The sequence below is a fragment of the Sphingomonas sp. IC-56 genome (assembly GCF_021043375.1).
Taxonomy (GTDB): domain Bacteria; phylum Pseudomonadota; class Alphaproteobacteria; order Sphingomonadales; family Sphingomonadaceae; genus Sphingomonas.
Window position 1 is genome coordinate 129,330 of sequence record NZ_JAJNDV010000008.1, and the last position, 10,143, is coordinate 139,472.

At 64.8% G+C, this 10,143-nt stretch carries 14 protein-coding genes; 10 read left to right on the top strand and 4 right to left on the bottom strand.

Features of this window, described 5'->3' with window-relative positions:
- Nucleotides 1-34: 34 nt before the first annotated feature.
- From LQ953_RS12210 to LQ953_RS12220, 3 genes are all read left to right on the top strand, one after another.
- Nucleotides 35-235 carry a hypothetical protein gene (locus tag LQ953_RS12210; RefSeq protein WP_231031181.1) on the top strand — a complete coding sequence of 67 codons (201 nt, stop codon included), beginning with the start codon at nucleotides 35-37 and terminating at the stop codon, nucleotides 233-235.
- Nucleotides 236-321: 86 nt separating this feature from the next.
- Nucleotides 322-885 carry a hypothetical protein gene (locus tag LQ953_RS12215; RefSeq protein WP_231031182.1) on the top strand — a complete coding sequence of 188 codons (564 nt, stop codon included), beginning with the start codon at nucleotides 322-324 and terminating at the stop codon, nucleotides 883-885.
- Nucleotides 878-1,060 carry a hypothetical protein gene (locus LQ953_RS12220; RefSeq protein WP_231031183.1) on the top strand — a complete coding sequence of 61 codons (183 nt, stop codon included), beginning with the start codon at nucleotides 878-880 and terminating at the stop codon, nucleotides 1,058-1,060. The genes LQ953_RS12215 and LQ953_RS12220 overlap by 8 nt, the downstream gene beginning before the upstream one ends.
- Before the next feature lie 39 nt (nucleotides 1,061-1,099).
- Here LQ953_RS12220 and hslU read toward each other — a convergent pair whose 3' ends face one another.
- The gene (gene hslU, locus LQ953_RS12225) at nucleotides 1,100-2,392 is read right to left on the bottom strand and encodes an ATP-dependent protease ATPase subunit HslU (protein WP_231031184.1); all 1,293 of its coding nucleotides are present in this window, start codon (nucleotides 2,390-2,392) and stop codon (nucleotides 1,100-1,102) included.
- 66 nt (nucleotides 2,393-2,458) lie between these two features.
- A complete protein-coding gene (gene hslV / locus LQ953_RS12230; protein WP_231031185.1) occupies nucleotides 2,459-3,013 on the bottom strand; it encodes an ATP-dependent protease subunit HslV in 555 nt (184 codons plus the stop codon).
- Between the two features lie 146 nt (nucleotides 3,014-3,159).
- Between hslV and LQ953_RS12235 the strand changes: the two genes are divergently transcribed.
- Nucleotides 3,160-4,386, top strand: coding sequence for a threonine synthase (locus tag LQ953_RS12235; protein ID WP_231031186.1), 1,227 nt, complete (start codon nucleotides 3,160-3,162; stop codon nucleotides 4,384-4,386).
- 120 nt (nucleotides 4,387-4,506) lie between these two features.
- Nucleotides 4,507-4,743, top strand: a complete 237-nt coding sequence (locus tag LQ953_RS12240; RefSeq protein WP_231031187.1) for a KTSC domain-containing protein — start codon at nucleotides 4,507-4,509, stop codon at nucleotides 4,741-4,743.
- A 438-nt stretch (nucleotides 4,744-5,181) separates the two neighbouring features.
- Here the strand turns inward: LQ953_RS12240 and LQ953_RS12245 are convergent, their stop codons facing one another.
- A complete protein-coding gene (locus LQ953_RS12245) occupies nucleotides 5,182-5,457 on the bottom strand; it encodes a DUF2171 domain-containing protein (protein WP_184088536.1) in 276 nt (91 codons plus the stop codon).
- Nucleotides 5,458-5,555: 98 nt separating this feature from the next.
- Between LQ953_RS12245 and LQ953_RS12250 the strand changes: the two genes are divergently transcribed.
- The 5 genes from LQ953_RS12250 to LQ953_RS12270 all read left to right on the top strand — a co-directional run bounded on the left by LQ953_RS12250 (nucleotide 5,556) and on the right by LQ953_RS12270 (nucleotide 9,272).
- Nucleotides 5,556-5,879 (top strand): hypothetical protein, encoded by a 324-nt coding sequence (locus LQ953_RS12250; RefSeq protein ID WP_231031188.1) that lies wholly within the window; start codon nucleotides 5,556-5,558, stop codon nucleotides 5,877-5,879.
- On the top strand, nucleotides 5,876-6,097 hold the full coding sequence (locus tag LQ953_RS12255; protein WP_231031189.1) for a hypothetical protein: 222 nt from the start codon (nucleotides 5,876-5,878) through the stop codon (nucleotides 6,095-6,097). The genes LQ953_RS12250 and LQ953_RS12255 overlap by 4 nt, the downstream gene beginning before the upstream one ends.
- Nucleotides 6,098-6,172: 75 nt before the next feature.
- Nucleotides 6,173-7,225, top strand: a complete 1,053-nt coding sequence (locus LQ953_RS12260) for a ribonucleotide-diphosphate reductase subunit beta (protein ID WP_231031190.1) — start codon at nucleotides 6,173-6,175, stop codon at nucleotides 7,223-7,225.
- A gap of 625 nt (nucleotides 7,226-7,850) precedes the next feature.
- The gene (locus tag LQ953_RS12265; protein ID WP_231031191.1) at nucleotides 7,851-8,483 is read left to right on the top strand and encodes an outer membrane protein; all 633 of its coding nucleotides are present in this window, start codon (nucleotides 7,851-7,853) and stop codon (nucleotides 8,481-8,483) included.
- 159 nt (nucleotides 8,484-8,642) lie between these two features.
- The gene (locus LQ953_RS12270; RefSeq protein ID WP_231031192.1) at nucleotides 8,643-9,272 is read left to right on the top strand and encodes a DUF4893 domain-containing protein; all 630 of its coding nucleotides are present in this window, start codon (nucleotides 8,643-8,645) and stop codon (nucleotides 9,270-9,272) included.
- A 1-nt stretch (nucleotide 9,273) separates the two neighbouring features.
- Here the strand turns inward: LQ953_RS12270 and LQ953_RS12275 are convergent, their stop codons facing one another.
- Nucleotides 9,274-9,783, bottom strand: a complete 510-nt coding sequence (locus LQ953_RS12275) for a thermonuclease family protein (protein ID WP_231031193.1) — start codon at nucleotides 9,781-9,783, stop codon at nucleotides 9,274-9,276.
- Nucleotides 9,784-10,143: the final 360 nt, after the last annotated feature.

The following is a 10,143-nucleotide window of genomic DNA, read 5'->3' on the forward strand; positions in this document are numbered from 1 at the left end:
GTTCGACTGAGCGTGGGGGGTGATGGAGGTAGCGATGGAAGACGACAGCCGGCCCCAACACGGTGCCGCACCGCGCGGAAGCGATGGCAGCACGCTTGCCGATCAGTTGAACCAGACGACCTCACCGGACGCGGGCGGAACCGTGTCGGGCTCGCGCGAAGAAGACGCTCGTTCCCGCCCGGGCGAACTCGAGATCGTGTTCGACGCTGAAGAAGACGAGCATGGCGGTCATTGATCCGCCGACGGAACTCACTGCCCCCCTTCTCGCGTTGATCGTGCAAGGTGCGAACACAGATGCCGCTTCGCGGCGTGGAGGATTGAATGGGCAGTAAGAAGAAAAAGGACGAGGACCGCACGGCCAAGCCGGCAAAGGCAGCCAAGCCGCCCAAGGCGGAGAAGAGCAAAAGCCTGCTTCCCAAGACGATCAACGGCGCCAAGCTGCCCAAGGACGTGCGCGAGAAGCTGGCCGATCTGGCCAGGCATCCTGTGGTGGCCGACCTGCTCGCCGCCGGGCTCGTCGCGCTGGCCGCCCGGATCAAGAACGAGCCCAAGGTCAAGGAAGGCGCCGCAAAAGCAGTCAGCAACGCGCTGGATGCGGGTGCCGGAACCGGGCAGGACATGGCGCACCTCGCCGCCAACATCGCCACGGCGGTGGTTACGCCCGTGGTGACACGGATCCGCAATGCCGCCGTCGCGGCGGCTGCGACGCCCGCCGAGGAACCCGAAACCGAGAGTTTCGCTGCGACGCCCGAAGAAGCAGCACCGGAAGAAGCGGCACGCAGCGGCCAAGCCGGAAGCACCGCTAGCGAAGCCGCCAAGCCACGCGCCACCCGGAGAGCGGCTCCCAAGCCCGCAGCAGCGCCCCAGGAGACGAACGATGCCTGACACACCCGGCGGCACCAATCCGCACAACCTGTCTACCGATCACCAGAAGCCCGGCGATGCGGCCCTGCCCAAGGACACGATGGACAGCGGCAATGACGAAGCCCATTGGGCCAAGGACTATGATCCTGCCGGTGATGTCGGCAAAGCCAACCCGAGCGGCAATCCTACCGATTGAGCTAAGGGCTTCCCGATCCGTCGGGAAGCCCTTCTCGCATCACAGCACGTAGCGGCTGAGGTCGGTGTTGCGTGCGATGCTCGACAGCTGCCGCTCGACATAGGTCGCGTCGATCAGCAGCGTCGAACCTGAGCGGTCCTCCGCGTCGAAGCTGACTTCCTCGAGCAGCTTTTCCATCACCGTCGCCAGGCGGCGCGCGCCGATATTCTCGACTTCGCCATTCACTTCCGCGGCGATCTTGGCAACCGCGCGGATGCCGTCCTCGGTGAAATCGATCGACACGCCCTCGGTGCCCAGCAGCGCGGCATATTGCTGCACCAGGCTCGCCTTGGTGTCCGACAGGATCGCGACGAAGTCCTCCTCGGTCAGCGCCTTCAGCTCAACCCGGATCGGTAGTCGGCCCTGAAGCTCAGGCAGCAGGTCCGATGGCTTGGCGACGTGAAACGCCCCTGACGCGATGAACAGGATATGGTCGGTCTTCATCGGCCCGTACTTAGTCGCGACGGTGGTGCCTTCGATCAGCGGCAGCAAATCGCGCTGCACCCCTTCGCGGCTCACAGAACCACCGCGCACGTCGGACACGGCGATCTTGTCGATCTCGTCGAGGAAGACGATCCCGTTCGCCTCGGCGTCGGCCAGCGCCACGCGGCTGACCTCGTCCTGGTCCAGCCGCTTGTCGGCCTCTTCCTCCACCAGCTTGTCCCACGCACTGCGCACATTGAGCTTGCGGCGCTTGAGCGGCGTACCGGCCAGCCCCTTCATCATCTCGGACAGGTTGATCATCTGCGGCGCGCCACCCGGCACGTCGAACGGCATGGTCGGCGCCTGCTCGACTTCGATCTCGATCTCGGTGTTGTCGAGCACGCCGTCATGGAAGCGCTGCTTGAACGCCTCGCGCGTCGCGGTGCTCGCATCCTTGCCGGTCAGCGCATCGAGCAGGCGGCCCATCGCCGCTTCCTCGGCCTTGTCCTTCACGGCGGAGCGGCGGCGCTCCTTCTCCAGCCGGATCGCTTCTTCCACGAGGTCGCGGGCGATCTGCTCGACATCGCGGCCGACATAGCCGACTTCGGTGAACTTGGTCGCTTCGACCTTCACGAACGGCGCGTCGGCAAGTCTTGCCAAGCGCCGGCTGATCTCAGTCTTGCCGCAACCAGTCGGCCCTATCATCAGGATGTTCTTCGGCGTCACCTCGTCGCGCAAGTCGGCGCTGAGCTGCTGGCGGCGCCAGCGATTGCGCAGCGCGACCGCGACTGCCTTCTTGGCGTCGCGCTGGCCGATGATGTGGCTGTCGAGCGCAGCGACGATCGTCTTGGGGGTAAGGTTCTGGTTCATGTAAACTCTTGGCTGGCCGATCGCATCGGCCGGTGAAGTTGAGAAAGTTGCGGCCTTCGGAGTCGCTCAGCTCGCGCTGTCGAGCGTTTCCACGGTCAGCCGATCGTTGGTGTAGACACACAGCTCGCCCGCAATCTTCATCGCCTGGCGCGCGATCTTCTCGGCGTCGCTTTCATAGTCGACCAGCGCCCGCGCCGCGGCGAGCGCGAAGTTCCCGCCCGATCCGATCGCCGCCACGCCACCCTCGGGCTCCAGCACGTCGCCATTACCGGTGACGACCAACGTCACGTCCTTGTCGGCGACGATCAGCATCGCCTCCAGATTGCGAAGGTACTTGTCGGTCCGCCAATCCTTGGCCAGTTCCACCGCCGCGCGCAGCAACTGTCCTTGGTGCCGCTCCAGCTTGCTTTCCAGCCGCTCGAACAGCGTGAAGGCGTCGGCGGTAGCGCCCGCGAAGCCCGCGATGACCTTGCCATCGCCCAGCGGCCGCACCTTGCGCGCATTCGGCTTCATCACCGTGTTGCCGGCCGAAACCTGGCCGTCGCCCGCGATCACCACCTTGCCCGATTTGCGCACGGAGAGAATGGTCGTGCCGTGCCACGCATTGTTCTTGTCACTCATAGGCCGTCGCATATGGGGAGCGTGTCGCAATCGCGCAAAGGGGCGCATCCACGTCCGAGGCCAGGCTATTGCACGGCCAAGGAAAAACCCTCGCCTCAGCATGCTCCCGAGCGGTATGGCCGATCCACCCTTCCTGCGGAGCGACCATGCGCCACGATGACAACCTGACCACCGACCGCCAGACCTTCGTCACGCATCTCGAATGCTCGATGACCGGCGAGCGCTACGAGGCGGATCAACTCCACGGCCTCTCGCGCGCCGGCCGCCCGCTGCTGGTGCGCTACGATCTGGAGGGCGTGAAGGCCGCGCTGACCCCTGACATCCTCGCCCGGCGCCCCGCAGACCTGTGGCGCTACCGCGAGCTGCTGCCGGTCCGCCGCACCGAGAATATCGTCAGCCTGGGCGAGACGGCCACGCCGATCATCCCTCTAGAGAAGGAGCCCGGCAATGTCTGGGTGAAGGATGAAGGCCGCCTTCCCACCGGGTCGTTCAAGGCGCGCGGGCTGGTGATGGCGATCGCCATGGCAAAGGAGCTCGGCGTCGCCACCATTGCCATGCCGACCAACGGTAATGCCGGCGCGGCAGCGGCGGCCTATGCCGCGCGCGCGGGAATCGAGGCGGTAATCTTCTGCCCAGCCGACACGCCCGAAATCAACGTGCGCGAGATCGCCGCTCAGGGTGCGCGCGTCTATCGCGTCAACGGCCTCATCGACGATTGCGGCAAGATCGTCGGACAGGGGAAGGAAACGCGCGGCTGGTTCGATCTCTCCACCCTCAAGGAACCATATAGGATCGAAGGCAAGAAGACGATGGGGCTCGAACTCGCCGAGCAATTCGGCTGGGAACTGCCCGACGCGATCTTCTATCCCACCGGCGGCGGCACCGGGCTGATCGGCATGTGGAAGGCGTTCGACGAGATGGAGGCGCTCGGCTGGATCGGCGCCAAGCGTCCGCGCATGTATGCCGTCCAGGCCGAGGGCTGCGCACCAATCGTCCGCGCTTTCGAAGCCGGCGAGCGCCACGCCACCCGCTGGGAGGACGCGCATACCGTCGCGGCGGGCATCCGCGTGCCACAGGCCGTGGGCGACTTCCTGATCCTGGACGCAGTGCGCGCGAGCGGCGGCAAGGCGCTGGCGGTCAGCGACGCGGCCTTGGTGCAGGCGGTGGACGACGCCGCGCGTAAGGACGGGCTGCTGATGTGCCCCGAAGGCGGCGCCACCCTGGCGGCGTACCGCGATGCGCTTGCAGGCGGGTTGGTGGACGCCGAGGAACGGGTGGTGCTGTTCAACTGCGCCACCGGGCTGAAATACCCGCTCAGCGACCAGTCGCACTATCTCGACCGTCATCAGCCGATCGACTGGGCAGCACTCTAAAGGGGTTCTCGATCCTTCTCTTGCGAGCGGAGGATCGAGGTTCGACTCACCTGGGCGCTGTATCGACTCGGATGGACGCAGCCCAGGGAACGCGCGACTCCGCCGAACGCTCAGCGCCGCATGCGTGCCAAGCGGCTGAATTCCTCGATGATCGACCGCATCGTCTTCGACGACGAAGCGGAGACGCTGGTAATCTCGTTCAGGCAATCGGGACGCTATGTCTATTCGGGGGTGCCGCGCGCGATCTATGACGCGCTGGGCAAAGCGGTCTCGGCAGGCGCTTATTTCAACCAATGCATCAAAGGGCGGTTTCCGTGCCGGCCCGAACGCCGCCGGCATCGCCCTGCCGAAGGCTGAACACCGCTCGCCTCGAAACGCGTGGGGTCGCGTAACCTAGCGCTCGACAACCACCCTAGAGGTGGAACATAAAGGGACCATCCGAGTCGCTTTCCTTCCGTCGGCGGCCAAGCTGTCGCGCAAGATGTTGCGTTGGTCGCGCCGCCTGCTCCCAAGATAGCGGATTTTCTCCACAAGAAAGCTGCAGGCGCCGTACGCAATGCGACTAGCCGTGGGCGCCGATTTTGCGTAGGATGACGTCGTGAACTTGGATGCCCTGAGGGACCTTTAGGGGTGCCCGAAGCGGCAGGTGCGGAGTCGGGGTTGATGCAACGGGCGGGCCAGCAATCGGCATCCGAATTCCGGCGCAATGCGCGACGTCGCTCCGCTCGCCCCATGGCCAACGTGATGCCCTCGGCGGGCAAGTCCCTCCCCCACGCAGGGGGAGGGCACCTCGCGTCAAAGCGGCTGGCCGCCCTCTTCTTCCTCGAAGGTTACCGCGACATCGGCATTGGCCGAGAGGCGGACCTGGTCGCCCTCGACATCAGCGACAAGGCCGAGCGAAATGAAGTGGTGATGCCCTTCATGCGACTGTTCGGCGCCTTCGATCTGCGCGCCCGAGTCCTTCTTGGTGAGCTTGATGCGGTCGCCCTCGACCTTGTCGACGGTGCCGACATGGACGCCGTCGGCGCCGATGACTTCCATATGCTCGCGGATTGCAGTTGCGTCGGCCATTTGGGGTCTCCCGTGGTTGGTTCGCGGACTGAACGCGCCCGGTGGGGAAACGATGCAGGCTGTGGCGGGCTTCGTTATTCATATGAGGGGATGGGCGCATGAAGGGGCTTCGTACCATGGCCGCGCTGAGCACCCTGGCGCTGCTGGCCGCGTGTGCGCGCCAGGCATCGAGTACGGTGCAGGCCGACGCGCCGGGGCTCCTGTTCGGGCTCTGGCACGGGTTCATCTTTCCCGCCGCCTGGCTGCTCAGCCTCTTCATGCCGGACGTCGCGGTCTATGCCGTGCCCAACAACGGCGGGTGGTATGATTTCGGCTATTTCCTGGGCATCTGGTTCTTCGGCGTGGGCGCGTGGCGCGGCAAGAAAGTGGTGTACCGCACCCGCGTGGTGCACGACCGCGGCACCGTGATCGATCACCGATGACCCGCAGCCTCGCCATCATGGCCGGCGTCGCCGGAGCCGCGGGTGCGACGGGCCTCGCAACGCTGGTTCGTCCCAAGCTCGCGCGCGACGCGCTGCGCCTGGCCGACGCGGAGGCGACGACGTACGCGCTGCGGATTGCTGGGATGATGCTGTTCGCGCTGGGGCTGTTCCTCGGCGGCTTCGCGACGGTCGCGACCTTGGCAGGAGGACCGGTATGACCGCCTTCGCCGTAGGTCCCTGCCCTGCCACCTTTCCGCTAATCAAACTTATCTAATTCACCCGGAGTAACCCTCATGCCGCTTCTCGAAGCCCGCAAGACCTACAAGCCCTTCGAATATCCCTGGGCGTTCGATTTCTGGAAGCGCCAACAGCAGGTGCACTGGTTGCCCGAGGAAGTGCCGCTGGGCGAGGATTGCCGCGACTGGGCGCAGAAGCTCACAGAGCATGAGCGCAACCTGCTGACGCAGATCTTCCGCTTCTTCACCCAGGCCGACGTGGAAGTGCAGGATTGCTACCACGAGAAGTATGGCCGCGTGTTCAAGCCGACCGAAATCAAGATGATGCTCGCGGCCTTCTCCAACATGGAGACGGTGCATATCGCGGCGTACAGTCACCTGCTCGACACGATCGGCATGCCCGAAAGCGAGTACGGCATGTTCCTCGAATATAGCGAGATGAAGGACAAGCACGACTATCTGCAGAAGTTCGGCGTCGACACCGACGAGGACATTGCCAAGACGCTGGCGATGTTCGGCGGCTTCACCGAGGGGCTGCAGCTGTTCGCCAGCTTCGCGATGCTGATGAACTTCCCGCGCTTCAACAAGATGAAGGGCATGGGCCAGATCGTCAGCTGGTCGGTGCGCGACGAGAGCCTGCACTGCGAAGGCATCATCCGGCTGTTCCACGCCTTCGCCAAGGAGCGCGACTGCCTGACAAAGGCGGTCAAGGAAGACATCATGGACATGTGCCAGACCACGGTCCGGCTGGAGGACGCGTTCATCGACCTGGCGTTTGAGCAGGGTCCGGTGACCGGCATGACGCCCAAGGAGATCAAGAAATATATCCGCTACATCGCCGACTGGCGGCTGGGCCAGCTGGGCCTGAAGCCGATCTACATGATCGACGAGCACCCCCTGCCCTGGCTCGCACCGCTGCTGAACGGCGTCGAGCACGCGAACTTCTTTGAACAGCGCGCGACCGAATATTCGAAGGGCGCGACGCGGGGTCAGTGGAACGAGGTGTGGGAATCGTTCGACAAGCGCCAGAAGGTCAAGACCGTGCCGGTGGCGAACGAAGACGCTGGCGAGGGCGACATGTTCTCCAACGCCGGAGTTGCCGCGGAATAATCCAGCGCATCCTTCGCGAGGTTCCAGCAGGCGCCCGGCTTCCCTTAGGAAGTCGGGCGTTTTGCTATCTGCTTGCGGAAACCCGGGGCGCCAGCGGTCCGTTCGTTGCAGGCGTCCAGGCCCGCTTCATTGCTAGCTTAATCCGATCTACGCCTACTGCCTTCATCAACCACGTGGAGCCCGGTGCGGCGGTGCAGCTCCGTCATCGACCCAGCAAGCGCGCTGATTGCAGGCTCAAAGTCATCCCAAGCTCCCCGATTTCCGCACCTGAACGGGACGAGTTCCCCCTGAATGCGGATTTTCCTCGAAGTAGAGTGAATAAGGCGAACCCGACATAAAATGTCACGGAAACGTAATCGCTCGATCAATAGCGTCAGGCGGAGGCGCACCCGAGGGATAATCCGCCAAGCCTCAGCTCAACACGCCGGTTTTCCGCCATTTTCTGGCCCGAAACGATCGTGACATTCCTGCAACACTGGCCCGGGTTTCCTCGTTCGAGCGCTAGCCGCAGTGCAACAAATGCCTATCTCGACGCTTCTGCCACCCGACGGCACCGCCCAGCGCTCGGCGTATCGGAGCCTGCGGTGCCGGCTAGTATTTTAACTGCGTAAGAGGTTTTTTCACCATGCGTACCCTGCTTGCTGCTGCGGCCTTCGCCGCGGTCCTCCCGACTGTTGCCTCCGCTCAGGATTACAGCGCGACCGACACGACGGCGACCACCACCGCCGACACCACCGCAACCGAGACCGCACCCGACGGTTCGCCGGCATTCGGCATCGAGCCGTATTTCGGCATCATGGGCGGCTGGGAGCAGTTCGACGACAACAAGATCCCGGCAGGCATCCCGGCTTCGTCGAACGGCGTCGACTATGACGGCGGCCTCGTGCAGGGCGTGCTCGGCGTGAACGTGCCCGTCGGCCCGTTCTTCGTCGGTGCTGAAGGCAACGTCGCCAAGGGCTTCTCCGGCGCGATCGACTGGGAATATGGCGTTGCCGGCCGCGCAGGCGTCCGTCTGGGCGACAGCGGCATGATCTATGCCAAGGCTGGCTACCAGTGGGTCAACTTCGACCGTCTGGGCGATGACAGCCGTGACTTCCACGACATCACCGCCGGTCTGGGCGTCGAAGTCGGTCCGAAGGACATCGGTCTGGGCGGCATCACCGGCAATTCCGGCGTGCGCTTCCGCCTGGAGCTGAACAGCTTCGGCAAGGACTTCAACAGCTTCCAGCCGATGGCCGGTGTGATCGCACACTTCTGATGCTGGGTTGATGGGACGCGGGCAGGCGGAAACGCCGCCCGCGTCTTGTCGCGCCAGCCACTCGGCTGAGCGCCATGTTTACGGTTCGTTAACCCGCACCCTTCACCTTTTGGTAACGCATTCGGCGGATGTTTCGCCGGAGCAGTTCCAAGGTGGCCCATGGTCCGGCGTAACGGCTTTCTCCTCCTATTCCTGATGCCCGCGCTCAGCGCATGCGCTGGACACAAGCGCCCTGCCACCATCGCTGTAGAAGCGGTGGAGACGCCGATCACCTGGCGCGACACGATCGCGCCGCGGGATCGCGCGACGATCGACACCCTGCCCCAGCGGCTTGCCGATTTCGGTACCAAAGTGCCGGCACGGCAGCGGCTTGCACAAGGTGCGCTGCTCGATCCCGCCGCCGCACTGGACCATGCCACCCTTCCTCCTGGCGCCTATCACTGCCGCGCACTGCGCATTGCGCGAAAGGTGATCCGAAAGGGCGAGGCCGATTTCTGCCACATCAGCGGCGTGCCCGAAGGTCTCGGCTTCGTGAAGCAGACCGGCACCGCGCCGACGGCCGGCTACCTCTATTCCGATGGCAACCGCTATGTGTTCCTCGGTGCCAAGCAGCGCAAAGCAGGCGACAATGCCTTGGCCTATGGCGCCAACCAGGCCGCCGATATGGTGGGCGTGGTCGAGCGAGTGGGTAATTTCCGCTGGCGCATGGCGCTGGCGGGCGCGGCACTAGGCCAGCTCGACCTGTATGAGCTCACGCCAGTGCCCCCCGAGCAGCAGCCCAAGGGCTAAGCTATTCGCACCAGGGGCGTCGGCGGCCCTCCCAGGGACGAGCCAAGCCCTCCTCGATGAGCTGCTCGCCCAATGACTGGCCGTCGCGCATCACCACGCGCAGCTTGCGCCCATAGCGATCGGTGTCGCGCCCTTCGACCGCAAGCGTAACCGGTCCCCGGTTGAGCAACGCCTGCAGCCGGCGCGTGGCGGCATTTCCCAGCCGGCGCTCTTCGGCGCACCGCGGCGGGTGGGTTTCAGGCGCGTCGATATCGGCAACGCGAACGCGCTCCCCATGCATCCAGAAGCTGTCTCCATCGACCACGCAATTGGTGCCGCCGCCGCGGTGGCAAAGGCTGAAATGGACCGCCGCGGCGGGCTTGGCAGCCTCTGCGCTGGGCGGGCCGATCGTCGCCTCCCAGCCGGTGGCGGCCAGACCCGCTGCGGCGGCGCCGAGTAGGACCAGCAGGGTATTGCGGAGGCGGGACTTGGGCCGGGAACGCCGGCGGCGGTACGCAGACTGAAAACGCATGCCCGGCGTCTAGCTGCCGGTTCCTTAGCAAGAGATGGATAGCCGGTCCGGATCGGCAGCATCGCGGGACAAGCTCGGCAGGAACGGAGGTATTGCGGGATTAGGTCCGTTGTGGATCCGATCGCCGCCATCGCGATATGGTGGCGCATGGCACAAGGCGATGCTCCTCGGATCGAATATGGTTGCGAACGCTGCGGCGAAACCGCTGTGACGCGAGAGGCTTGGGCCGAATGGGACATCCCGGCCCAGGCCTGGGTTCTCAGCGCAACATTCGACTTCGCGTTCTGCCACCACTGCCATCGGCAAACGGTGCTGGTCGCGCGGGAGGTAGGCTGCTCCTAGCCAAACTTTCGTCACCCC

Coding starts and splice junctions, on each gene's coding strand:
- LQ953_RS12210 (WP_231031181.1), top strand. CDS start 35: ATGGAAGACGACAGCCGGCCCCAACACGGTGCCGCACCGCGCGGAAGC.
- LQ953_RS12215 (WP_231031182.1), top strand. CDS start 322: ATGGGCAGTAAGAAGAAAAAGGACGAGGACCGCACGGCCAAGCCGGCA.
- LQ953_RS12220 (WP_231031183.1), top strand. CDS start 878: ATGCCTGACACACCCGGCGGCACCAATCCGCACAACCTGTCTACCGAT.
- hslU (WP_231031184.1), bottom strand. CDS start 2,392: ATGAACCAGAACCTTACCCCCAAGACGATCGTCGCTGCGCTCGACAGC.
- hslV (WP_231031185.1), bottom strand. CDS start 3,013: ATGAGTGACAAGAACAATGCGTGGCACGGCACGACCATTCTCTCCGTG.
- LQ953_RS12235 (WP_231031186.1), top strand. CDS start 3,160: ATGCGCCACGATGACAACCTGACCACCGACCGCCAGACCTTCGTCACG.
- LQ953_RS12240 (WP_231031187.1), top strand. CDS start 4,507: ATGCGTGCCAAGCGGCTGAATTCCTCGATGATCGACCGCATCGTCTTC.
- LQ953_RS12245 (WP_184088536.1), bottom strand. CDS start 5,457: ATGGCCGACGCAACTGCAATCCGCGAGCATATGGAAGTCATCGGCGCC.
- LQ953_RS12250 (WP_231031188.1), top strand. CDS start 5,556: ATGAAGGGGCTTCGTACCATGGCCGCGCTGAGCACCCTGGCGCTGCTG.
- LQ953_RS12255 (WP_231031189.1), top strand. CDS start 5,876: ATGACCCGCAGCCTCGCCATCATGGCCGGCGTCGCCGGAGCCGCGGGT.
- LQ953_RS12260 (WP_231031190.1), top strand. CDS start 6,173: ATGCCGCTTCTCGAAGCCCGCAAGACCTACAAGCCCTTCGAATATCCC.
- LQ953_RS12265 (WP_231031191.1), top strand. CDS start 7,851: ATGCGTACCCTGCTTGCTGCTGCGGCCTTCGCCGCGGTCCTCCCGACT.
- LQ953_RS12270 (WP_231031192.1), top strand. CDS start 8,643: ATGGTCCGGCGTAACGGCTTTCTCCTCCTATTCCTGATGCCCGCGCTC.
- LQ953_RS12275 (WP_231031193.1), bottom strand. CDS start 9,783: ATGCGTTTTCAGTCTGCGTACCGCCGCCGGCGTTCCCGGCCCAAGTCC.